The 22,408-nt window shown below is 73.1% G+C and carries 22 protein-coding genes and 1 pseudogene; 8 read left to right on the top strand and 15 right to left on the bottom strand.

Annotation, left to right across the window (positions count from 1 at the left end):
• The first annotated feature begins 85 nt into the window (after positions 1–85).
• Positions 86–1,003 (top strand): pseudouridine-5'-phosphate glycosidase, encoded by a 918-nt coding sequence (locus IEY86_RS07430; protein ID WP_189130724.1) that lies wholly within the window; start codon positions 86–88, stop codon positions 1,001–1,003.
• Positions 948–1,820: pseudogene (locus IEY86_RS07425) on the top strand (carbohydrate kinase family protein); the annotation flags it as partial. The gene IEY86_RS07430 and the pseudogene IEY86_RS07425, both read left to right, overlap by 56 nt.
• 40 nt (positions 1,821–1,860) lie before the next feature.
• Here the strand turns inward: IEY86_RS07425 and IEY86_RS07420 are convergent.
• Entirely contained in the window at positions 1,861–2,406 is a 546-nt protein-coding gene (locus tag IEY86_RS07420; protein WP_189130723.1) for a DUF1990 domain-containing protein, read from the bottom strand.
• Between the two features lie 17 nt (positions 2,407–2,423).
• Between IEY86_RS07420 and IEY86_RS07415 the strand changes: the two genes are divergently transcribed.
• Positions 2,424–2,942, top strand: coding sequence for an SRPBCC family protein (locus tag IEY86_RS07415; protein WP_229698222.1), 519 nt, complete (start codon positions 2,424–2,426; stop codon positions 2,940–2,942).
• A gap of 192 nt (positions 2,943–3,134) precedes the next feature.
• Here IEY86_RS07415 and IEY86_RS07410 read toward each other — a convergent pair whose 3' ends face one another.
• Positions 3,135–3,668, bottom strand: coding sequence for a gamma carbonic anhydrase family protein (locus IEY86_RS07410; protein ID WP_189130722.1), 534 nt, complete (start codon positions 3,666–3,668; stop codon positions 3,135–3,137).
• A gap of 108 nt (positions 3,669–3,776) precedes the next feature.
• On the opposite strand from IEY86_RS07410, the gene IEY86_RS07405 reads away from it, so the two are divergent.
• Entirely contained in the window at positions 3,777–4,610 is an 834-nt protein-coding gene (locus tag IEY86_RS07405; RefSeq protein ID WP_189130721.1) for an acyltransferase, read from the top strand.
• A 4-nt stretch (positions 4,611–4,614) separates the two neighbouring features.
• On the opposite strand, the gene IEY86_RS07400 is transcribed toward IEY86_RS07405, so the two are convergent.
• Positions 4,615–5,094, bottom strand: a complete 480-nt coding sequence (locus tag IEY86_RS07400; RefSeq protein ID WP_189130720.1) for an Lrp/AsnC family transcriptional regulator — start codon at positions 5,092–5,094, stop codon at positions 4,615–4,617.
• Positions 5,095–5,154: 60 nt separating this feature from the next.
• On the opposite strand from IEY86_RS07400, the gene IEY86_RS07395 reads away from it, so the two are divergent.
• Positions 5,155–6,417, top strand: a complete 1,263-nt coding sequence (locus IEY86_RS07395; protein ID WP_189130719.1) for a trans-sulfuration enzyme family protein — start codon at positions 5,155–5,157, stop codon at positions 6,415–6,417.
• Between the two features lie 10 nt (positions 6,418–6,427).
• On the opposite strand, the gene IEY86_RS07390 is transcribed toward IEY86_RS07395, so the two are convergent.
• The 3 genes from IEY86_RS07390 to IEY86_RS07380 all read right to left on the bottom strand — a co-directional run bounded on the left by IEY86_RS07390 (position 6,428) and on the right by IEY86_RS07380 (position 10,923).
• Entirely contained in the window at positions 6,428–7,369 is a 942-nt protein-coding gene (locus IEY86_RS07390; protein WP_189130718.1) for a threonine/serine dehydratase, read from the bottom strand.
• A 408-nt stretch (positions 7,370–7,777) separates the two neighbouring features.
• Positions 7,778–9,094 carry a GNAT family N-acetyltransferase gene (locus tag IEY86_RS07385; RefSeq protein ID WP_189130717.1) on the bottom strand — a complete coding sequence of 439 codons (1,317 nt, stop codon included), beginning with the start codon at positions 9,092–9,094 and terminating at the stop codon, positions 7,778–7,780.
• Between the two features lie 236 nt (positions 9,095–9,330).
• Positions 9,331–10,923: an alkaline phosphatase D family protein gene (locus IEY86_RS07380; protein WP_189130716.1), complete on the bottom strand. Its 1,593-nt coding sequence runs from the start codon at positions 10,921–10,923 to the stop codon at positions 9,331–9,333.
• Between the two features lie 319 nt (positions 10,924–11,242).
• Here IEY86_RS07380 and IEY86_RS07375 point away from each other — a divergent pair, with 319 nt between their 5' ends.
• Positions 11,243–11,794 (top strand): NUDIX hydrolase, encoded by a 552-nt coding sequence (locus IEY86_RS07375; RefSeq protein WP_189130715.1) that lies wholly within the window; start codon positions 11,243–11,245, stop codon positions 11,792–11,794.
• On the opposite strand, the gene IEY86_RS07370 is transcribed toward IEY86_RS07375, so the two are convergent.
• A complete protein-coding gene (locus tag IEY86_RS07370; protein WP_189130862.1) occupies positions 11,788–12,843 on the bottom strand; it encodes an SCO0930 family lipoprotein in 1,056 nt (351 codons plus the stop codon). The genes IEY86_RS07375 and IEY86_RS07370 overlap by 7 nt on opposite strands.
• A gap of 152 nt (positions 12,844–12,995) precedes the next feature.
• On the bottom strand, positions 12,996–13,835 hold the full coding sequence (locus IEY86_RS07365) for a class I SAM-dependent methyltransferase (protein ID WP_189130714.1): 840 nt from the start codon (positions 13,833–13,835) through the stop codon (positions 12,996–12,998).
• Positions 13,836–13,961: 126 nt separating this feature from the next.
• On the opposite strand from IEY86_RS07365, the gene IEY86_RS07360 reads away from it, so the two are divergent.
• On the top strand, positions 13,962–14,417 hold the full coding sequence (locus IEY86_RS07360; RefSeq protein WP_189130861.1) for a MarR family winged helix-turn-helix transcriptional regulator: 456 nt from the start codon (positions 13,962–13,964) through the stop codon (positions 14,415–14,417).
• Between the two features lie 184 nt (positions 14,418–14,601).
• On the opposite strand, the gene IEY86_RS07355 is transcribed toward IEY86_RS07360, so the two are convergent.
• The 6 genes from IEY86_RS07355 to IEY86_RS07330 all read right to left on the bottom strand — a co-directional run bounded on the left by IEY86_RS07355 (position 14,602) and on the right by IEY86_RS07330 (position 20,153).
• Positions 14,602–15,333: a PIG-L deacetylase family protein gene (locus tag IEY86_RS07355; RefSeq protein WP_189130713.1), complete on the bottom strand. Its 732-nt coding sequence runs from the start codon at positions 15,331–15,333 to the stop codon at positions 14,602–14,604.
• Positions 15,334–15,361: 28 nt separating this feature from the next.
• Positions 15,362–16,129 (bottom strand): amino acid ABC transporter ATP-binding protein, encoded by a 768-nt coding sequence (locus IEY86_RS07350; protein ID WP_308425111.1) that lies wholly within the window; start codon positions 16,127–16,129, stop codon positions 15,362–15,364.
• Complete coding sequence (locus IEY86_RS07345) at positions 16,126–16,995, bottom strand: amino acid ABC transporter permease (protein ID WP_229698234.1); 870 nt, start codon at positions 16,993–16,995, stop codon at positions 16,126–16,128. The genes IEY86_RS07350 and IEY86_RS07345 overlap by 4 nt, the downstream gene beginning before the upstream one ends.
• Positions 16,996–17,048: 53 nt before the next feature.
• Complete coding sequence (locus IEY86_RS07340; protein WP_189130711.1) at positions 17,049–17,948, bottom strand: ABC transporter substrate-binding protein; 900 nt, start codon at positions 17,946–17,948, stop codon at positions 17,049–17,051.
• Positions 17,949–18,093: 145 nt separating this feature from the next.
• Positions 18,094–18,852, bottom strand: a complete 759-nt coding sequence (locus IEY86_RS07335) for an SDR family oxidoreductase (protein WP_189130710.1) — start codon at positions 18,850–18,852, stop codon at positions 18,094–18,096.
• A 38-nt stretch (positions 18,853–18,890) separates the two neighbouring features.
• Positions 18,891–20,153, bottom strand: a complete 1,263-nt coding sequence (locus tag IEY86_RS07330; protein ID WP_229698221.1) for an APC family permease — start codon at positions 20,151–20,153, stop codon at positions 18,891–18,893.
• Between the two features lie 203 nt (positions 20,154–20,356).
• Here IEY86_RS07330 and IEY86_RS07325 point away from each other — a divergent pair, with 203 nt between their 5' ends.
• A complete protein-coding gene (locus tag IEY86_RS07325) occupies positions 20,357–21,112 on the top strand; it encodes a GntR family transcriptional regulator (protein ID WP_189130709.1) in 756 nt (251 codons plus the stop codon).
• Positions 21,113–21,168: 56 nt separating this feature from the next.
• On the opposite strand, the gene IEY86_RS07320 is transcribed toward IEY86_RS07325, so the two are convergent.
• The gene (locus IEY86_RS07320; protein WP_189130708.1) at positions 21,169–22,323 is read right to left on the bottom strand and encodes an ROK family protein; all 1,155 of its coding nucleotides are present in this window, start codon (positions 22,321–22,323) and stop codon (positions 21,169–21,171) included.
• Between the last annotated feature and the right edge of the window lie 85 nt (positions 22,324–22,408).

The raw sequence follows: 22,408 nt of genomic DNA, 5'->3' as shown, positions 1-22,408 counted from the left end.
TGATCGGGTCGCGCGCCGCATGATCGAGTGCGGGCGCGGCGGGGTATGACCCTTACTCCCGTTGCCCGTCGAGTGGAGGTCCGTCTTGCCGATCCACCTGTCCGACGAAGTCCGTGAGGCGCTGGAGCACGGGGCGCCCGTCGTTGCCCTGGAGTCGACGATCATCGCGCACGGCCTGCCACGGCCGCGCAATCACGAGGTCGCGGTCGAGCTGGAGGGGCTGCTGCGGGAGCAGGGTGTCGTTCCCGCCACCGTGGCCGTGCTCGACGGCACCGCCCACGTCGGCCTGGACGACAAGCAGGTGCGGCGTATCGCCGACGACACGAGCGTGCGCAAGCTCGGCGCCCGCGACCTGCCGGTGGCGCTGGCCACCGGGGTCAGCGGGGCGACGACGGTGTCGGGTACCGCGTTCCTCGCGGAGCGGGCGGGCATCAGGGTCTTCGCCACCGGTGGCCTCGGGGGAGTGCACCGCGACTGGACCGCCGTTCAGGACGAGTCGGCCGATCTGCCGCTGCTCAGCCGCACCCGGATCACCGTGGTGTGCGCGGGCGTGAAGTCCATCCTCGACGTCCCCGCGACCCTCCAGCGGCTGGAGACCCTCGGCGTGGCGGTCGCCGGATACCGCACCACCGAGTTCCCCGGCTTCTACCTCAGCCGCTCCGGGGAACACGTCGACTGGTCGCTCGACTCCCCGCGGGAGATCGCCGAAGTGATGCGGGCACAGGACGAGTTGGACGGCCCCAGGTCGGCGCTCATCGTGGCGAACCCGGTCCCGGAAGCCGAGCAGCTCGACCCCGGGGTGCACGACCGCGTGCTGGCCGAGGCGCTCGCGGCGGCCGAGCGAGAGAACGTCAGCGGCCAGGCCGTGACGCCGTTCCTCCTCGACCATCTCGTGCGGCACACCGCCGGCGCCTCCCTCGAGGCCAACCTGGCCGCCGTGCGCGGCAATGTGCGGCTGGCCGCCGCCGTCGCCACCGCCTGGGCGGCCGCCGATGCCGACTAGCGCACCGGTCCTGCTCGTCGTGGGCGACGTCGTCACCGATGTCGTCGCCCACCAGGAGCACGCACTGACCCGCGGCACCGACACGGCCGCCGCCATCGAGGTACGCCCGGGTGGCTCAGGTGCCAATACCGCCGCCTGGGCCGCGCACTCGGGGGCCGCGGTCCGGATGCTGGGCCGGGTCGGCGCCGACAGCGCGCGCTGGCACGAGGACGAGCTCGCGCTCAGCGGCGTCGAGCCGCGCCTGGCGGTGGACCCCTGCCGTCCGACCGCCCGCGTCATCGCCCTGGTCGATCCGACAGGGGAGCGCACCATGGTCACCGACAGGGCGGCCGGCGGCCGGCTGTCCCCGGAGGACTGGGACGACGCCCTCCTGGACGGCGTCGGCCTGGTCCATGTGTCGGGCTACACGTTCTTCACCGACTCCGGCCGCCGCCTCGCCCAGACGGTACTGGCGGCCGCGAGCCGGGCGGATGTCCCCGTCAGCGTCGACCCCGCGTCGTCGGGCTTCCTGCGCGGCTTCGGTGTGCGGACCTTCCTCGAGGCCACCCGTGCCTGCTCGGTGCTCCTGCCCAACGAGGACGAGGCGGCCCTGCTCACCACCGAGAAGGATCCGCACGCGGCGGCCGTACGGCTGAGCGGCTGGTACGCGGCCGCGGTCGTCAAACTGGGGGCGCGCGGAGCGATGGCGGCGGCGGACGGCGGGCTCGTCGCCAGGAGGAACGCCGAGCCTCCCGCGCGGGTCGTGGACACGATAGGCGCCGGCGACGCCTTCGCCGGGGGCTTCCTGGCCGCCCGGCTGGGCGGGGCGGATCTGGCGGAGGCGCTGGACGCCGGGTGCCGCACGGGAGCCCTGGCGGTCACCTTGTGCGGCGGGAGGCCTCCCGGGCCAGCATCCGACCGCAGCGGCGGGCGTACGCACGCTGGAAGAGCGGGACCAGACGAGCCGCGGCGCGGGTGTACCAGCGCGCGGGACGGCTGAAGGCCGTCACGGTCAGGGTCACGGCGTCGCCGTCGAACTCCACGACGAACGCCTCCTCGCCGCGCTCGGGATGGCCGGGCAGGGTCCCGTAGGCGAAGCCCGTCCGCCGCTCGTCGTCCACCGTCCACACCACCCGGCAGGGCGCCGCCACCCGCAGCGGCCCCACCCCGAGCTCCGGCGTCACCTCGACACCGGGCGCCGCCCGAGGGGTGTGCGGCGCGATCCGCACCCCGACCGCGCGGTGCATGCTCCAGTCGAGCACCGCCTCGCCCGCCGCCTCGAAGAGGGCACGGCCGTGCCCGACCGGTGCGGTCACCCGCAGACGGTCGTAGCCGTCCGGCAGCCCTTCCCCCTCGCGCGTCCGACCGACCTCCGGGTAGGTGAACGGCGGGTCGAGGTGCTGTCCGCCCGGCGAAGCGCTCATCGTGCCAGCATAGGGGCGTGGCACAGACCAAGCCGGAAGGCCGGTGGCCCGCCGTGGACCTCAACCGCTACCGGTTCTCGGGGAACTGGCGTCTCGGGGCGCGGCGCGAGCGGGTGTACGCGGTCCTGCGCGAGCCCGACGACTACGCCCGCTGGTGGCCGCAGATCCGCCTGATCCGCCGCGTGGACGAGGAGTCCGGGGAGCTGGTGGCCCGTTCGTTCCTGCCCTACGACCTGTTCATCACCGCCACACGCGGTGTCGAGGACGCGGAGGCCGGGACCCTTCAGGCAAACCTCGGCGGCGACCTGGAGGGCTGGTTCCGCTGGACGGTACGGGCGGACGGCCGCGGCACCCGGGTCGACTTCGACCAGGACGTCGTCGTCCGCAGGCCCCTCCTGCGCCGCCTCTCCCCGCTCGCCCGCCCGGTGCTGGTCGCCAACCACACCTGGATGATGCGCGGCGGCCGCCGCGGCCTGGCCCGGCACCTGGCGGGACGGGAATCCGGTTGCGGGCCGCAGACGCCGCCCGGACAGTAGTCGGATGTCCGCGGACGAGCACAGACCAGGGATCTCCGTCCGCCCGGCCACGCCCAAGGACGCCGCGCTGATCGGTGAATGACCCTCCACTTCGCCGCGGACACCTGGGAGCAGGCGCGCCCCCACGCGGGGTTGACGGCGGGCGCCGACCCGGCGGCGGGGCGTCAGCGGTGGTGCCTCCCGGCGCGGGCGTCAGCCCTGGATCGGGTGGGCTGTGGTGTGGGCTTCGGCGAGGAGGAGGTAGCCCTCGCCGTTGGCCTTGATGGAGGCGCGTTCCTCCTCGGTCAGCAGGCGGCGGACCTTCGCCGGGACGCCTGCCACGAGGGAGCCGGCGGGCACCCGCATCCCCTGGGGAACGACCGCGCCCGCCGCCACCAGGGAGCCGGCCTCGATGTGGGCGCCGTTGAGGACGGTCGCGCCCATGCCGATCAGGACGTCGTCCTCGATGGTGCAGCCGTGCAGGACGGCGTTGTGGCCGACGGTGATCCGCTCGCCGAGGACCGCCGGGAAGCCGGGATCGGCGTGCACGGTGCAGTTGTCCTGGATGTTGGTCTGCGCTCCGACGGCGATCGTCTCGGCGTCACCGCGCAGCACCGCGTGGTACCAGACGTTCGCCCGCGGACCCAGCCGCACGGCCCCCACCACCACGGCCGTCGGGGCGATGAACGCCTCCGGGTCGATGTCGGGCCTCAGACCGCCGACCTCCGCGACCAACGCCTCCGCCATCCTGTCTCCCCTCTCCTGGCCCCGTGCCTCTCCTGGCACCGCGCCGTGCAGGCACCGTAGCGGTGGCCTGACCGGCCGCCGCCACCGGTGGGTGGGTACCGTGTGCTGGTGCCAGAAAACAGGAACCCGTTCTCCTCATTCACCGCGTGGCGGCGGCGTGCCGTGTCCCGCTCGGTGCACCGGGCCTGGCGCCGGCTCCAGCGGATGGGCGCGGTCACCGCGCAGCGCCCCGGCCTGCTGCGCTTCGGCAGCATGGGAGAGGGCACCCGCCTGGCGTTCCCCCTCGGCAGCGTCTTCGGCGAGCAGTGCATCCACCTCGGCGCGCACTGCGTGATAGGCGAGCAGGTGACCATGTCGGCCGGCATGCTCCCCGGGCTCGAACTCGGCCCCGAGGCCAGGATGCGCATCGGCGACGGCTGCGTGATCGGCCGTGGCAGCCACCTCGTGGCCAACCACTCGATCGTCCTCGGCCCCGATGTCTACTGCGGCCCGTATGTCTACATCACGGACGAGAACCACTCCTACGACGACCCCGAGCAGCCGGTCGGCAAGCAGTGGCCGCGCAGCGAGGCGGTCGAGATCGGCTCCGGGAGCTGGCTGGGGTCCGGCGCCGTCGTCCTGCCCGGCGCCAGGATCGGGAGGAACGTGGTCGTGGCCGCCGGAGCCGTCGTGCGCGGCACCGTCCCGGACCACAGCGTGGTGGCCGGTGCCCCCGCCAAGGTGGTGCGCCGCTACACGCCCGGGACGGGATGGAACCCACCCCTGCGCACTCCCGCCCCCGTGCCGCTGCCGGAGGGCATCACCCACGAGCAGTTGCTCGCACTCGCCGAGGCGGCCGACGCCGAGGAGGCCCAGCGGCGGACGGCCGAGGCGGCGGAGGCGGCGGAACAGGAGCGGGCCGAGGCGACCGAGCGCCGGACGGCGGACGCGGCGGAGCGGTAGGCGGTCAGTGGGCGCCCGGAGGCATCAGCGGGCCGCAGCTCCACTGCTGGAATATCAGCCGTGTGTCCACCCGGGCCACCTCCTGCCGGGCGGTGAACTCGTCGAGGACCAGCCGCTGCAGATCGGCCGCCCCCGCGACCGCCACATGCACCAGGAAGTCGTCGGGGCCGGTGAGATGGAACAGCGACCTCGACTCCGGCAGCGCCCTGACGTGCTCGATGAACGGTCCCACCAGGTCACGCCGGTGCGGTCGCACCTGCACCGACAGCAGCGCCTCCAGAGCGCGGCCGATCCGCGCGGGATCCAGCCGGAGCTCATGGCCGACGATCACTCCGCTGCGGCGCAGCCGCGCGACCCGGTCGAGGCATGTGGAAGGGGCTATCCCCACCGCCGCCGCGAGGTCGCGATTGGTGGTCCGGGCGTCGTTCTGCAACAGGCGCAGAATGTGCAGGTCCACCGAATCCAGGGGAACAGATTCAGCCATCGGCCGAACGTAGCACGGAGGCAGACCGGTACGGACCGGTAGCTGTTCACAGTTGCCGCCATGAATGCCCCGCAGACGACCGCGGCGAAGGCCCGCAGATCGCTCGCCACCGAGGCGGTGCACGCCGGCCGTGAGGACCTCGCCGACCTCGGTGTGCATGCCGTCCCCCTGGACCTGTCCACGACCTATCCCTCCCGGGACAGCCGCGAGGAGGCCGCCAGGATCGACGCCTTCGCCGCGACCGGGGAGCAACCGGCCGGGCCGCCGGTCTACGGCCGCCTGGGCAACCCCACGGTCGCCCGCTTCGAGACCGCGCTCGCCCGGCTGGAGGGCTGCGAGAGCGCGGTCGCCTTCGCCAGCGGCATGGCCGCGCTCAGCGCCGTCCTACTGGCGCGAGCCGGCACGGGCCTGCGGCACGTCGTCGCCGTCAGGCCGCTGTACGGGTGCAGTGACCACCTGCTGACCTCGGGCCTTCTGGGCAGCGAGGTCACCTGGGCGGACCCCGAGGACCCCGGCGGTGTCGCCGCCGCCGTCCGGCCCGAGACCGGCCTGGTGATGGTCGAGACGCCGGCCAACCCGACCCTGCGGGAGGCCGACCTGCGGGCGATCGCCGACGCCTGCGGCGAGGTCCCGCTTCTGGTCGACAACACCTTCGCCACTCCCGTGCTCCAGCGGCCGGCCGAACACGGCGCCAGGATGGTGCTGCACAGCGCCACCAAGTACCTCGGCGGCCACGGCGACGTCCTCGGCGGGGTCGTGGCGTGCGACGAGGAGTTCGCCAGGACCCTGCGGCAGCTGAGGTTCGCCACCGGCGGGGTGCTCCACCCGCTGTCCGGCTACCTCCTGCTGAGGGGCCTGTCCACGCTCCCGGTCCGCGTCCGTGCCGCCTCGGCGAGCGCGGCGGCTCTCGCCCAGCGGCTGTCCGGCCACCCCGCCGTCGCCCGGGTGCACTACCCGAGGCTCGGGGGCGCCATGGTCGCCTTCGAGGTCCACGGCGACCCGCACGCGGTCGTCGGAGGGGTCCGGCTGATCACGCCGGCCGTCAGCCTGGGCAGCGTGGACACCCTCATCCAGCACCCGGCGTCCATCAGCCACCGCATCGTCGAGGAGGGCAGCCGCCGCTCGTGCGGCGTCGGAGACCGGCTGCTGCGGATGTCGGTGGGCCTGGAGGACGTGGACGACCTGTGGGCGGACCTGGCGGCCGCGCTCGACGCGTCCATGGCGGCGGATCCGGACAACGGTCAGCGGTCGGACACGGGCACGCGGTCGGCCCTGGCCGCCGCGCCGCACACCACCGGGCGCGAGAGGGCGCACGCGGGCTGAGCGGGCCGGATCAGACCAGGTCCGACGGGTCGGTGTTGGCTCCGCACAGCAGCACGGCCACCCGCTCGTCCCGCTGCGGCCGGTAGGCCCCCGAGGAGAGTGCGGCCGCCGCCGCGGCGGAGCTGTGCTCGGCGACCACGCGGTACTTGTCCCACAGCGCGCGGCGCACGGCGACGATGTCGTGATCCTCGACCAGGACCGACTCGACGCCCGTGCGCCGCGCCACGTCGAAGGCGATCTCACCGATCCGGGTGGCCCCGAGCGCGTCGGCGGCCACCCCCGACACGGCGACGTCGACAGGCGCGCCCGCCCGCAGCGCCTCGTACAGCGTGGGAGCGTTGCGCGGCTCGACGGCGACGACGGACACCCGCCCCTCCAGCGCCGCGGCGAGACCGGCCATCAGCCCGCCTCCGCCGGTCGCGACGAGCACGGTGTCCACGTCGCCGTCGGTCTGCTTGAGCAGTTCGAGGGCGATCGTGCCCTGCCCGGCGCACACCTCGGGCTGGTCGTAGGCGTGGCCGAACAGGGCGCCGGTGTCGGCGGCCCGCTTGGCCGCGGCCTCGTAGGCGTCGGCGTACTTGGTGCCCACCTGCACGACATGGGCGCCGAGCGCACACAGCCTGGCCACCTTCACGGCGGGCGCGGTCTGCGGCACGAACACCTCGGCGCGCGCACCCGTGGCGGCGGCCGCGTAGGCGTAGGCCAGTCCCGCGTTGCCCCCGGAGGCGGTGACCACGCCGGCGACCGGCATGTTTCCGCTCTCCCTCGCGGCCAGTACGCGGTTGAACGCTCCCCGCGCCTTGAACGAACCGGTGTGCTGGAGCAGTTCGAGCTTCAGCCAGGTGCCCGCGGTGGGTGCGAAGGCGTCCGGCTCGACCTCCACCACGGGGGTGCGGCGCACCCATCCGGCAATGCGCTCTCCTGCCTCTCGGACGTCGGATCCTGTGATCAAGGGGTGCCTCCTGAACAGGGCCTGCAGTGATTCCCGCCGGTCCACCGCTGTGCGCCGGGGCCGGGTCGGCCGACTCCCGGCACGGCGGGGCGCCCGGCTCCGTGGGGAGCCGGGCGCCGCGTGCGGGTCGGCCGACTCCCGGCACGGCGGGGCGCCCGGCTCCGTGGGGAGCCGGGCGCCGCGTGGTGTGCCGGTCGGCCGACTGGGCCCGCACCGTCCGTGGGGCTGCCCGCGGTCTCCGTGGCTCAGGAACGTCCCGTGCCGGCCGGGGAGTTCACGCTCCGGCCGCTGCGCCTCGGTGTCGGTCGCCAGGGGGCTGCTCCGCCCGAGCGGGTCGGGACGGCGCGCAGCGAGTGAATCACCGCACGTCACCGGGGCCACCCTCATGGAGGCAGCCTATCCCGGCGGTCAGTTGCGCGAGGGCGAGGAGGGCGACAAGCGCCTGGAAGGAGTCAGCCGGGCGGTGATCACCAGGGTTCCGTCCTCGACCTGGTAGTCGAGCGGCAGCCCCAGGTGACGCATGGCGGCCACCATCCCGGTGTTGTCCGACTGGGTGATCGCGTAGACGCTCGCGCAGCCCGCCTCCGCCGCCATGCCGACGAGGCGGCGCAGCAGCTCCTGGCCGACGCCCCGGCGCTGCCAGCCGTCCTCGATCAGCAGGGCCACCTCGGTCTCCTCCCCGTCCCAGAGCAGGTGGGCGAGCGCCACGATGCGGCCGGTGGCCGCCTCCACGGCCAGCGTCTGGCCGTACCGGGGGCTGAGCAGGTGGGTGAGGTAGCGGTCGGCGTCCGGCACCGGGCCGTGGTAGCGCCGCTGCAACGTTCGCGGGGAGCACCGCTCGTGCATGGCGAGCGCCGCCTTCAGGTCCTCGGGTCCGGCGCGCCTGATCGTCAGGTCGTGGCCCGCCGGGAGGGTGACGACGTCGCGTCCGCCGGGCAGGCGCAGGCCCAGCCTGGCGTCGAGTTCGACCAGGGCGCGGGCGCGCGCGAACTCGGTCGGCGTGAACGGCAGGTAGGGGCGCGAGACGGTGATGGAGCCGCCCGAGGGGTCGCACAGGCGCATCGTCGTGCCGTCCAGGGAGTCCTCGTTGTGCCGCTGGTCCTGCTCGGCGGGCACCGACCGTATGGTGCACCGGCCGAAGAGCTGGCGCAGGGCGAGCGGGAGCTCGGCCGCGTCCAGGGCGGTCCTGGTGGCGAGGGTGAGCACCCGCGTCGGGGTGTCCACCAGGTCGTGGGTGTCTGCCCGCTCGATCCAGGTCTCCCGCCCTCCGGCACCGGCGACCGCGGCGGTCAGCCGCTGCGCTTCGAGCTCGGCGGGCGTGCGCAGCAGGAACTCGTCGACGGTCCCGTCGGAGAGCGGGTGTGTCTGGAGGGTCAGGATGTCGGCGTGCAGCGCCGCCATGGCCGCGCAGAGGACCGCCAGGCTGCCGGGGGCGTCGTCGACCGTCGTGCGCATGCGCCACAGCACGGTCTCGCCGCCCCCGGGATGGGAAGGCTCGCCGGGCGGGGCGTGGCCGGGGCGCCGGGCCCACCACACGTGGAAGCCCGCCGTGGCCAGCAGGGCCACCGCGGAGGCGATCAGGAGCACCGGCCCGTCCGGACCGTGCACCACGAGATTGGCGATCGCGTCGGCGGCGGCCACGGCGCTGAAGAGCGCGGCGAGCTCGACCAGGTCCCTGCGCCAGTGGTGCCGGCGGCGTTGCGTGGGGGCGTGAGTATCTGTCATGCCACCACCGTCGCCCACAGGTGTTGCGTGATCACGAACGATGTATGACCACTGAGTAAAGGCAGCTTCATAGTGATTGATCCCATTTCTTAGGGATGAGGGGTAGCGGAAGCGGACACGGATCAGCAGGTGCCGGAGCGCGGCACACACCCTAAGGACGCGTGCCGCGCTCCGACGGTTGACCCGGAGACCGCCGGATAATCCTCCGGGCCGAATGGCCCCCTTCACACAGGCTCTTACTGGCCAACCCTCCCCGGCTGGAGCAGCGTGGTGTGCAGGACCGTGCCGTCCTGCTCCCGCAGGCGTACCGTCAGCTCGCCCGAGTGCCCGTCGATCTCGACCTCGCCGAAGAACTGGTAGCCGTCGATCGGCGCCGTGTTGGCGTGCGCGGCGTCCGGGGCCTTGACGAACACCCGCTCCGGACCGAACGTCTGGTCGAGCTGGTTGGCGGGGAACCCGCCGGCGTTCAGCGGGCCCGAGACGAACTCCCAGAACGGCTCGAAGTCGGTGAAGGCCGCACGCGACGGCTGGTAGTGCTGCGCGGAGGTGTGGTGGACGTCCGCCGTCAGCCACACCGTTCCGGTGACCCGGCGGTGCTTGATGAAGCGCAGCAGTTCGGCGATCTGGAGCTCCCGGCCGAGCGGCGCTCCCGGGTCTGCCTGGGCGACGGCCTCGATGTTGCCCGTGGCACCGTCGGGGACGACCAGGCCCAGCGGCATGTCGGAGGCGATGACCTTCCAGACGGCACGCGACCTCGCCAGCTCCCGCTTGAGCCATTCCAGCTGCTCGCGGCCGAGGATGCCCCGCTCGTCCTCGGTCTGGCGGTCGGGGGAGTTGGCGTTGCGGAACGTGCGCATGTCGAGGACGAAGACGTCGAGCAGCGGGCCGTGCCGCAGCACCCGGTGGACCCGGCCCTGGCGTCCGGGGCGCAGCGTGCGCACGGGGAAGTACTCGCTGAACGCCCGCAGGGACCGCGCCGCCAGCACATCCGCGTTCTTCTCGGTGTAGCGGGCGTCGTCGAGGATCTGGCCGGGATACCAGTTGTTGTGCACCTCGTGGTCGTCCCACTGGATGACCACGGGCACCTGGGCGTTGAACGCCTTGAGGTTGTCGTCGAGGAGGTTGTAGCGGAAGTTGCCCCGGAACTCGTCCAGGGTCTCGGCGACCTTGGACTTCTCCGGCGTGGTGATGTTGCGCCAGGTGCGTCCGCCGGGCAGGGCCGCGGTGGCCGCGAGCGGCCCGTCCGCGTAGATGTTGTCACCGCTGGAGAGGAAGAAGTCGGGGTTGAGGTCGCGCATCGCCCGGTAGATCCGGTAGCCGCCGATGTCGGGGTTGATGCCCCAGCCCTGCCCGGCGAGGTCGCCGGACCACAGGAAGCGGACACCGTCGCGGCGGCGGACCGGCGAGGTCCGGAACGTCCCCTCCACCGGGGGGCCCACCCGGCGCGGGTCGTCGGGGTCGGCGAGCAGGACCCGGTAGTGGATCTGCTCGCCCGGCGGCAGGCCGTGCACGGCGGTCGTGCCGGTCAGGTCGGTGTCGGGGGTCAGGACGGGTCCTAGGAATCGGCGCACCTTCCGGAACGACTCCGTGGCACTGGTCTCCACGATCATCCGGGCCGGGCGGTCCGAGCGCACCCAGACCAGACCCGAGTCGGCGGTGACGTCGCCGACCTGGGTACCGAATCCGGCACGAGGGCGGTCCGAGCGGACAAAGGCCGGAGCGGCCGCGGCCGTCCCGGCGAGACCGGGCACCAGCAGTGCTCCGGACGCGGCCAGGCCGCCGCGTACTACCGCGCGGCGGCCCGGAGCGGCCCCATTGGTCTGTGGCATCGACAGTTCTCCTCGACTCCTGCGGCATCAGCCGGCGTTCGCACGATCAACCCTGGTGCCGGAGGGCCGGCCCAACCGGCCGCGTCCGACGGGCTGTGTCTAGCGGGCCGACGTGCCCAGCACGCGAACGCCCAGTGAACAGCGCCGCGGCGCCGCCACCTCGCCGTACGCGCCGGGAGCCGTGCCGTAGGGCGCCGGGAGCCTCGCCGTGCGCGCCGGGAGCCCTGCCGTGCGCGCCCGCGTGCCGTTCCGTACGCGCCGCGGGCTGTGCCGTATCGCCGTAGGCGGTCCGTGGATCCGCGCCCGCTACGATGCCGCCATGGACGAGGAAGTCGCGCTGTACGAGGAGGGCGACCTGACCGGCCGGGTCACGGGGTCCGCGCCGAGGAGCCGGGTCCGAGCGCTGAACCTGCCGCACGCGGCGACGGCCGTGATGCTGCGTGACGCCCGGGGCCGGGTCTACGTCCACCGGCGCACCGAGACCAAGGACCTCTACCCCGGTATGCACGACGTATGGGCCGGCGGGGTGGTGCTGGCCGGTGAGGACCCGGTCGAGGCGGCCTCCCGCGAGCTCACCGAGGAGCTCGGTGTCCACGGGTGCGAGCTGCGCGATCGAGGAGTGTTCTGGTACCGGGACGAGCACACCAGCTACCTCGCCCATTCCTTCGAGGCGCTCTACGACCCCGCGGTCCACGGCCCTGTCGTCCACCAGCCCGAGGAGGTCAGTGCGGGGTGGTGGATGGACTGGGACGAGTTCACCGCTCGGCTCGCCGACCCGGAGTGGCCATTCGTCCCCGACGGGCGGGTCGGCGTCGAGCGCTGTCTGCGGCTGATGGAGCAGGAGGAGCGGACCTCGGACGGGCCTCAGTAGCTGTATCCACCGGAGCTGCTGGAGGAGCCACCGGTGCTCGAGTAGCCGCCGCCGCTCGACGAGCTGCCCGAGTCGGAGGAGTCCGCCTTCTTGGTGAGCACCTTCTTGCCCTCCTTGGTGACGGTGAACCACAGGTTCTTGACACCTTGCCCATTGGTGTCGCCGGGCTTCTTGTCACCGGTGAACCAGTACACCGGCCAGCAGTCGATGGCCAGCTGCTTGAGGCCGTCGGGGCGGGTGATGGTGCTGATCAGCTTGGGGTTGATGCCCTTGATGTCGGCCTTGTCGATCGGCTTGGCCGGCTTCCACGTCGTCAGGCAGTCGCCGACGCACGCGATCTTCATCGGCCATGCGACGTCCTTGGCGAAGCGGTACAGGGTCCTGCCCTTGCCGTCCTGGAGGATCTCACCGAGCTGGTCGTCCTGACGGGTCGACAGCGCCGGGAGGTCGGCGGTGTCGTTGCCGGCCTGGTCGCCGCCACCGGTCTGGACGCTGGCCTTCTTGCCGTTGGGGGCCGCGGCGAACCACACCCCGCCCACACCCTGGCCGTTGGCCTGCTTGGGCGCGGTGTCCTTGGCGTAGCGGTACAGCGGCCACCCGGCCAGGGTCAGCTGCTCGGTGCCGTCGGCCCGCTTGACCGTGCCGAGCAGGCTGGAGTCGATCGCGGCGCTGGCGGAGGCGTCACCGGCCGGAACGGCGGGCCAGGTCTTGGCGCAGGCTCCCGAGCAGTTCGACTTGGGCGGGTTGGCGGTGTCCTTGTCGAAGCGGTAGAGGGTGAAGCCCGCGCTGTCGGTGACGACCGGTCCCAGCTTCTTGCTCTCCCACACCGCGAGCTCACCGGCGGAGCGGGCCTTGCCGGTGGACTGGCTGTCGTTGCCGGAGCCGGTGCCGTAGTCGTAGCCGCCGCCGGCCTGCGAATCCGAGCCGGCAGCGGGCTGCACCGCACCGGCCGGAGCGGAGTTGTTGTTGGGCTTCTCCGTGCCGCACGCCGCTGTCAGCATGAGCACCGCGGCCGTACCCGCCAGGGAGGCGCTCTGCCACTTGCGCATGTTCCTCATGTCCACTCCTGCTGTCCGCTTACGCTCCGGCGCCACCGTGCGGAGCGCCTCTGACGGCCCTATGTACGGGCGCGCTCCGCCGCTGTGTTCAACGCGTTGGGAGAAATTTCAAAAGGAGCGGATCCTGGCGAACCCGGCGGACCTCACGCAGCGAAGCGAAGCGCCGTCACGGACGGCCGCTTGGAGCGCGCGACCGGCAGGCGGAGGAGCAGGGGAGCGACAGTGCCGAAGAACAGGCCCCGCCCGCGCGGCAGTTCGACGTCCCTGACCTCGGCGATCCGCGGATGCGCCTCGCGCAGCCGGTGGCGCTCGTCCGCGTCGATGCCCCAGGGCATCCGCGGGGGTGTGTAGCCGGCCGTCCGCAGCACACCGCGCCTCGAGGCCGCGCTGAACCACCTGGGCACGGCGTCGAGGACCATTCCCGCCCCGGGGAAGCGCTCGGCACAGGCGCTCAGCAGACCCCGGACCTCGGGCGGCCGCAGATACATGAGCAGGCCCTGAGCGGTGATCAGCAGCCCCCGGGAGGTGTCGATCCCGTCGGTCCAGCCCTCCTCGAGCACGGACGCCGCCACGAACCGCTGCCGGGGCTGCTCGGGCAGCAGGCGTCGGCGCAGCTCGACCGTCTCGGGCAGGTCGACGGTGACCCAGTGGACGCGGCCGTTGTCCACGCGCCGGAACTGCGTCTCCAGTCCCTCACCCAGCGCTGCCACGGTGCCGTCCGGGTGCAGGTCGAGGAATCGTCTCACCTCGTTGTCGAAGCTGAGGGCACGCAGCGCCTGGAGCTGTCCGAGGAACGCGCTGGGCCCGCCGAAGCGCTCCTCGAAGGGATAGTCGAGGGCCTCGACGAGCTCGACCGCCTTGGGGTCGTCGATCACCGAGTCGGGGCGGCGGGCCTCGACGGCGCGGTAGTACAGCGTCCACAGCAGGGTCTCGGGGACGCCTTCCAGCTCTGGCCTGATCCTGTCCGGTTCGCTCTTGCGCATCGCAGCACGCTACTGCCTCGGGTCATTGCGCGCGCCGGTAACTCGCGGGAGCGCATAACCGCTGTGGGCGCCCTTGCTGCGGCATACTGGGAGTAGGTGGACAGGGCACAGACCCAGGAGGCGCAGATGTCGCTGCCGGACGACGCGGCGGAAGCCCGGGCCCAGGGCTGGCGCGCCCTGGCGGCCCTGCACGCCAGGATCGAGATCCGTATCGAGCGGGCGCTCCAGGCCGAGCACAGGCTGAGCGTGAGCGAGTACTCCGTGCTCGACGTCCTCAGCCGCCAGGACGACTGGCACATGCGCATGAACCAGCTGGCCGGTGCCATCGTGCTCAGCCAGAGCGCCACCACCCGGCTGGTGAACCGCCTCGAGGACCAGGGCCTGCTCGCCCGCTACCTGTGCGCCGACGACCGCCGGGGCATCTACACCGAGGTCAGCGACGCCGGACGGGAGCTGCTGGCCAGGGCCAGGCCCACCCATGACGCCGCGCTGCGCGACGCCCTGGACGAGGCACGGGCGATGCCGGAGCTCGCCCCGCTCGTCTCGGCCCTCAACGCGCTGGAACCGGCCGCCGCCGGGTAGCGCGGCCGCGGACGCGGGCGTCGGCGAGCGCCGCGCCCCCCTTCGATCTCGCGCCTGATGTGGGCATGGCCGCCCCGCTGGTGGCCACGGGCGGCTTCGGCGCCGGGCAGATCGCGGGCAGCCTCCTCGTCGGCGTCGGTGTGGCCGCCGGTGCCACCGCCCGGCGGAGTGTGCCACCGCGTGGTCAGCGGCCGAAGAGCTCGAACGCCACCGACTGGCGGTCGCCGAAGCGGGCCTTGTTGGCGCTCACCGCCTGCTCGACGAAGGTCCGCGCGTACTCGTCCGGATCGTCGTCCGACAGTGCCGTGATGTAGGCGCGGTGCTCGGCGAGCGATGCCACCGCGCGGTCCACTCCGGCCGAGACCTCCACCGCGTGCGTGGGCCGCTCCGAACCGGCGACGGCGACCCAGCGCACCCCGTTCCACGGGGCGAGTCCCTCATCCACGAGATCGGTGAAGATCCACCGGTTCCCGGCGTCGCCCGCGGCGTCGAGCGTGGCCCGGCCCACGGCCACATGGTCGGGGGTGTTCCAGGCAACGCCGAACCAGGTGTCGCGGTGGTTGAGCGTGATCACCAGCTCCGGGCGGTGACGCCGGATGGCCGCCGCGATGTCGCGCCGCAGCGCCGTGCCGTACTCGATCACGCCGTCCCGGTGGTCCAGGAACTCCACGGTGGACACCCCGACGACCTCGGCGCCGGCCCGCTGCTCGCGCTCGCGCACCGGCGCCGCCTCCTCGGGGGGCATCCCGTCGATGCCCGCCTCGCCGCGGGTGGCGAGCAGGTAGACGATTTCTCGGCCGGCGTCCGTCCACGTCGCGATGGCGGCCGCGGCGCCGTACTCGAGGTCGTCGGGGTGGGCGACGACGGCCAGTGCGCGCTGCCAGTCGTCGGGCATGGGAGAGAGATCATCGGCCATGCGGGAAGCCTACGCGCGAGAGGCCGGATCAGACGGTCGGTCGGCCGACCGGGCGGCCCGCCTCCAGGACCCGGGCGAGAAACGCCTGTGTGCGCGCCCGCCGGGGCTCGCCGAACACCTCTTCCGGCGTGCCGCGCTCCAGCACGGCCCCGCCGTCGAGGAAGCACACCTGGTCGGCCACCTCCCGGGCGAATCCCATCTCGTGGGTAGCGATGACCATCGTCATGCCCTGATCCTTGAGGTCCCGCACCACCGCGAGGACCTCGCCGACGAGTTCGGGGTCGAGCGCGGCCGTGATCTCGTCCAGGAGCAGCAGCCTCGGCTCCACCGCCAGCGCCCGCACGATCGCCACCCGCTGCTGCTGACCGCCCGACAGACGGTCGGGGTAGGCGTCGGCCTTGTCCTGGAGCCCCAGTCTGGCCAGCAGCTCCAGCGCGCGCTCACGCGCCCGTTCCTTCCCGGCCCTGTGGACCCGGCGCGGGGCGAGGGTGACATTCTCCAGGACCGTCATGTGCGGGAAGAGGTTGTAGGCCTGGAAGACGACTCCGATCCTGCGGCGCACCAGGTCGGCGTCGGTGCGGGGGTCGGTGATCTCGTCGCCGTCGAGGAAGACGGCGCCGTCGTCGATCTCCTCCAGGAGGTTGACGCACCGCAGCAGTGTCGACTTTCCCGACCCCGAGGCGCCGATCAGCGCGGTGACGGTGTGGGGGGCGACCTCGAGGTCCACGTCCCGCAGCACGAGTGTGCCGCCGAAGCTCTTGCGCACGGCTTCGAGCCGCAGCACCGGTTCCGTCATATGGCGCCCTGCCTGGAGTTCATGCGCGCGGTCACCCAGTCGGTGAGACGGGTCATGGGGATGGTGAGGGCGACGAAGACCAGTCCGGCGACCACGTAGGGCGTGTAGTTGAACGATTTGCCGGTGATGATCTGCGCCGCGTAGACGGCGTCCACCACTCCGCCGATGGACACCAGCCCGGTGTCCTTCTGAAGGGACACCAGGTCGTTGAGCAGGGGCGGCACCACCCGGCGGACGGCCTGCGGCAGTACCACGTACCGCATCGCCTGGGCGTTCGTCAGGCCGAGCGAGCGGGCGGCCGCGCGCTGGCTGGGGTGCACGGTCTCGATCCCGGCGCGGAACACCTCGGCCACATACGCCGAGTAGGTGAGCACCAGGGCGGCGCCGCCGAGGACGACGGGGTCGCTCGTCACACCGGTGAGCCGAAGCGCGGGCACACCGAAGATCACCCCGAGCAGGCAGATGATCAGAGGCAGCCCGCGGAAGAAGTCCACATAGGCGGTGGCGAGGGCGCGCACGGGGAAGAACACGGGGCCGCGCAGCGTCCGCGCCACGGCCAGGACCAGACCGAGGACCAGGACCAGGGCTCCGCAGACGACCAGCAGCCGGATGTTGAGCCACAGCCCCTTGAGCACCTCGGGCAGGGCCTCACGCGCGTAGTGCGCGTTGAAGAACGTCTCCCGGGTGCGCGGCCAGCCGGGGGATCCGGTGACGAGCAGGTACAGCACGACCGCCGTGACCAGTGTGCTGGCCGTCGCGATCAGGACGGACCGGCGGGTGCGCGCCTTGCGGTAGCGCTCCCGCTCGATCCTGCGTGCCGACGGCCGGTAGGGCGCCCGCGCGCTCTCCCCGGCCCGGTCGCCGATCGCCTCGGCGTTGTCGGTGTCCACTTCGGAGTCGTTCACTTCGGAGTCGTTGCTCACTTCAGAACGGGTGCGTCGACCGCGTCGGACAGCCACCGCTTCTCGATCTTCGCCAGTGACCCCTCCGCGCGCAGGGCGTCCACGGCACGGGTGACGCACGAGGTCAGAGCGCTCCCCTTGTCCAGCACCAGGCCGAACTGCTCGGCCTCGGCGCCTCCTTCGAACTGACCGACCACCTTGGCGTCGGTCACCTCGGCCGAGGTGATGTAGAAGGCCGTGGGCAGGTCCACGACGATGCCGTCCACCTGGTGGTTCTTCAGCGCGCTCTTGGCGAGGTCGTTCTTCTGGAAGACGGCCGGGTCCCGCTCGGGCTTGACGACGTCGGTCAGCGTGTCGAGGCTGGTGGTGCCGACCTGCGCGCCGAGCTTGGCGTCCTTCAGGTCGGCGACGCTCTTGGCGCCCGCGATCCTGGAGGACTTGAGCGCGATCACGGCCTGGCGCACCGCGTAGTAGCCGGAGGAGAAGTCGACCGCGTTCCTGCGCTCGTCGCTGACGCTCACCTGGTTGATGTCGAAGTCGAACCTCTTCGGGCCCGGGGCGACGGCGCTGTTGAAGGGCACGGTGGCCCAGGTGACCTGGGACTTGGCGTAGCCCAGTTTGTCCGCGACGGCGTAGGCGACCGCGGACTCGAACCCCTTGCCGTTGGACGGCTCGTCGTCGCTGAACCAGGGGGCGTAGGCGGGCTTGTCGGTGCCGATGGTCAGCGTGTGCGCCTTCCGCGTCTTCAGCGCTCCCCTGGCGCAGGCGTCCGCTGACGGCGCGCCGGACGAGGCAGGTGCTTTCGCGCCGTCTTCGCTCCCGTCGTCCTGGGGAGCGCAGGCCGCCGAAACGAGAAGGGCGAGGGCGGCAGCGGCGGCGGCGAGGAGCCGGGTCTTGCGGGCGCGATGGGCAGGCATGGCGGGAGACTTGCACCGCGAAAGCGCCGCTGTCCAGGGGAGACCGCGCCCTGTCCGGATGGTGAACGTTTGTTGCGGAACTGTGGCGCGGGGGCGGGACGCCGTCGGCCGTGGGGGAAGCCGCCTCGCCGTGGGCGGATCGGTGTCACAGGCCTCCGGCGACCCGCAGCACGGCTCCGGTGGTGTAGGAGGCGTCGTCGCCGAGCAGCCAGGCGATGGCTCCCGCGATCTCCTCGGGCTCGGCGCCGCGCCCCATCGGGATGACGGCGCTCTTCTTCGCCGGGCGGTCCGGGTCGCCCATCGTGGCGTGGATGTCCGTCATGACCAGCCCCGGCTGGACGGAGTTGACGCGGATGCCGTCGGCGGCCAGCTCCTTGGACAGGCCGACGGTCATGGCGTCCACCGCCGCTTTGCTCGCCGCGTAGTGCACGTACTCTCCGGGGCTGCCGAGCGTCGCCGCGCCGGAGGAGACATTGACGATCGCTCCGCCGCGGCCGCCGAGCGAGGTCGCCATCTCCCGGGCGGCACGGCGGGCGCACAGCAGGGCGCCGGTGACATTGACGTCGACCACCCGGCGCATCACCTCGGGCGAGGTCTCGGTGAACCGGCCCAGCGGCCCGGTGATCCCGGCGTTGTTCACCAGAGCGGTGATCGGCCCGAGGGTGTCCCGCACCGTGTCGAAGAGGCGGTCCACCTGCGCCTCCACGCTGGTGTCGGCCCGCACGGCGACGCAGCCGGCGCCCGTTTCGCGGACCCGCTCCGCCACCTCCCGGGCGGCGTCCCGCGCGCTGACGTACCCGATGCCCACGGCGTGTCCCGCCGCCGCCAGCCGAAGCGCCACCGCAGCGCCGATGCCCCGGCTGCCGCCCGTCACCACGGTCACCCGGCGTGCTTGACCACTCATGCTCGCGGACCCTACCCAAGCCTGCGGGCGCCGGCATGTCAGTTCCTCCGGCCGCGCCGCAGCGCCCACACGGCGGCGCCCACGGCCAGCACCGCCGCCCCCGAGAGCACCGAGGCGAGGGGCAGGCTCACCGCCAGAACGACACAGCCGACCAGTCCCAGCACGGGGACGGCACGCGGTGGCGGGCCCTCGTCGGCCCGCAGGGTCAGGGCGCTGGCGTTGGCGATCGCGTAGTACACGAGGACCGCGAACGACGAGAAGCCGATCGCCCCCCGGAGGTCGACGCTCGCCGCCACAGCCGCGACCACCGCGCCGACGGCGAGCTCCGCCCGGTGCGGCACCTGGAAGCGGGGGTGCAACGCGGCCAGTGCGGCGGGCAGATGCCCGTCCCTGGCCATCGCGAACGCCGTCCGCGAGACCCCCAGGATCAGCGCCAGCAGCGAGCCGAGCGCCGCCGCCACCGCGCCGACCCGTACCACGGGGGCCAGTGCCGACCAGCCGCCGCGCTCCACGGCGAAGGCGAGCGGGTCCGTGGCCGAGGCCAGCCGCCCGGGGCCCAGCGCGGCGAGCGTCGCGAGGGCCACCGAGGCGTACACCGCGAAGGTGATGCCCAGTGCGACGGGGATCGCCCGGGGGATGGTGCGGCGGGGGTCGCGCACCTCCTCCCCGAGGGTGGCGATCCGCGCGTACCCGGCGAAGGCGAAGAAGAGCAGACCGGCGGCCTCCAGCACGCCGCGCACCCCCGTCCCGGGGAACGGGGCGAAGTGCTCGGCGCGGGCCTGCCCGCCCAGCAGGCAGGCGGCCACGACGCAGACCAGGGCCACCAGCGCGACGGCCACCAGAACCCTGGTCACCAGGGCGGACCTGTGGATCCCGCGGTAGTTCGCGGCGGTCAGGGCGGCGACCGCGGTCACCGCCACCACTGTGCGCACCCCGCGGCCCGCGCCGGGTGCCGCGTAGGCGGCGACGGTCAGCGCCATCGCGGCGCAGCTCGCCGTCTTGCCCACGACGAAGCCCCACCCGGCCAGGTAGCCGTAGAAGTCACCGAGCCGACGGCGGCCGTACACATAGGTGCCGCCGGACTCCGGGTGGAGCGCGGCCAGTCTCGCGGACGAGGTGGCGTTGCAGTAGGCAACGGCGGCGGCGAGGACGAGCGCGATCAGCAGCCCTGCTCCGGCGGCCCTCGCGGCGGGGGCGAAGGCCGCGAACACCCCGGCGCCGAGCATCGAGCCGAGCCCGATGACGACGGCGTCGGCGGTGCCGAGCCGCCGGGCGGGCGCGGCGGGAGGTGATCCGGTCACCGGCGGAATGTACCGCCGCGGTCCGTCCCCGTCCCCAGGGGGCCCGCCGAAGGCCACGGCCCGGATCGGGGATTGGTCTTGACCAAGGGTCCGGGCCCCCCTACTGTCGCCTAGTAGTGCAACAACCTTTAATAAATAAGGCGCGGATATCACCAGCGCCCGGACGTGCGCCGTCGAGGCGATCCGAAGACCAGGGGGACAGGGTGGGTACTACGCAGCTGGCCGCGCAGGAGCCGAAGTACTGGCACCTGAAGACCATCCTCAACGACGCGCTCGACTCCGACTTCGCGGTGGGCGAGATCCTGCCCAACGAGCGTGAGCTGGCGGCCCGTTTCGGCGTCGCCCGAGCGACGCTGCGTCAGGCCCTCGACCAGCTCGAGCTCGAAGGGCGCCTCCAGCGCCGCCGCGGCGTGGGGACGACGGTAGCGGGACCGCGCATGGGTGTCCCCGTCGCCCGCCCCGAGCACTGCTGGCCCGGCTCCGCCCCCGACGCCTGGCGCACCGTCGAGTGCGCGGAGGCGCCGGCGCCCGCCGCCGTCGCCGAGGCACTCGGCATCGCGGCCGACGAGCCCGTCCACACCCTGCGCCGCCTGAGGATGATGCACGGCCAGCCGGTCGGCACCGAGATCCTCTACATCCCCGGCGCGACCGTCCCCGGCGTGCCCGGCTTCTTCGCCGCGGGCGGCCGTGCCCGCGCGGTGCTGCGCGAGCTCCAGTCGCTCGAGCTCGACGGCGAGTCGCGCTCGGTGGAGCTGGGAGTGGCCGGCGCGGAGGACGCCAAGCAGCTCGAGCGGCTGCCCGGCTCCCCGGTCCTGGTGGTCTCCACCCGCTACCGCAGCGGTGGCGCCACGGCCGCGGTCTCGGTCTCGACCTACCGCGCGGACACCTGCCGCCTGACCTTCGACGACTCCGGCTCGGTCGATGTCTCCCCGTACGGGTCCGAGCGCCAGGCGTCCTGATCCGGGCCTGCGGCTGACGCCGGGCCTCGCCGCGCGGCCCCGGACCGCCCCGGTCCTCAGCGGGCCGGGGCGCCGCTGTCCACCGTGAAGAGCTCCTCCTCGACATGGTCGAGGGCCAGCCGCAGCGCGCCCGTGGCGATGGCCTGCGAGCCGAGCGCGGACAGCGCCACCTTCGGCGGGCGCAGGCAGTAGCGGGTCAGCTGGGACCGCAGGGGGTCGAGCACTCCGTCGAGTCCCGCCGCCCAGCCTCCGACGACGACGATCTCCGGGTCGATGGCCAGCACCAGGGCCGCCACGTCGTGCACCAGGCGCCGGATGAAGCGGTCCATGGCGTTACGTGCCACCGGGTCGCCCTCGCGGGCCAGCCGGAAGACCCTGGCCACCGCGTTCTCGTCCAGCGGGTCCAGCGGCTTGCCCGTGGTGGACAGCAGCAGCTCCGGGGTCGCCTCGTGCCCGAGCAGGTGCAGTGCGCCGATCTCCCCGGCCGCGCCGCCGAACCCCCGGTGCAGCCGCCCGCCGATCAGCGAGCCGGCCCCCGGACTGAGTCCGGCCAGGACGAAGACCAGGTCGTCCGAGCCCTCGGCGACACCCTTCCAGTGCTCGGCGATCGCGGCCACATTCGCGTCGTTCTCCACGAGGACCGGACATCGGAACGAGCGTCGGAGCCGTTCGCCGAGCGGCAGCCCGGTCCAGCCCGGCAGCGCGGTGCACAGCCGGATCGTCCCGTCGGCCTCGACGATCCCCGGAGTGCCGACGCCGACCGCCCGCAGGGAGCTCCTGGCCACGCCCGCCCTGCGCAGGAGTTCGGCGACGGTCGTGCGGATGGCCGCGAGGCGTTCGTCGGCGTCCGCGGCCTCGGGGACCTCCCGCCCGAGGGCGCACTTGGTGACACCGGTGAGGTCGGTGAGTACCGAGTGCACTTGGTGGACGCCGATCTCGATGCCCAGCAGATGCCCCGACTCGGCATGGAAGCGGTAGCGGCGGGCCGGGCGGCCCTGCTTGCGTGTCTCGTCGGGGCAGTGGGCCGCCTCCACCACCAGGCCCGAGGCGACCAGGCCCTCGACGACGCCCTCCACGGTGGGACGCGAAAGGCCGGTGCTGGCCACGAGTTCGGTGAGGCTGGGAGTGTGCGCGTCGCGCAGCGCGTGCAGCACCACCGCGGAGTTGATGCGCCGCAGCAGCGAGGGGTCCCCACCGGTGAGCCGTCCCACCGTTCGCCCCTCTCAGAGCCGCCGAAGTGATCAGATGATGATATGAGGGGGAGCCTACTAGTGCCTCCGGGGCACGGCGAGGCGC

Source organism: Wenjunlia tyrosinilytica (assembly GCF_014646055.1).
Taxonomy (GTDB): domain Bacteria; phylum Actinomycetota; class Actinomycetes; order Streptomycetales; family Streptomycetaceae; genus Wenjunlia; species Wenjunlia tyrosinilytica.
The sequence above is the reverse complement of the archived record's forward strand: the minus strand, read 5'-3'. Positions and strand labels throughout refer to the sequence as shown.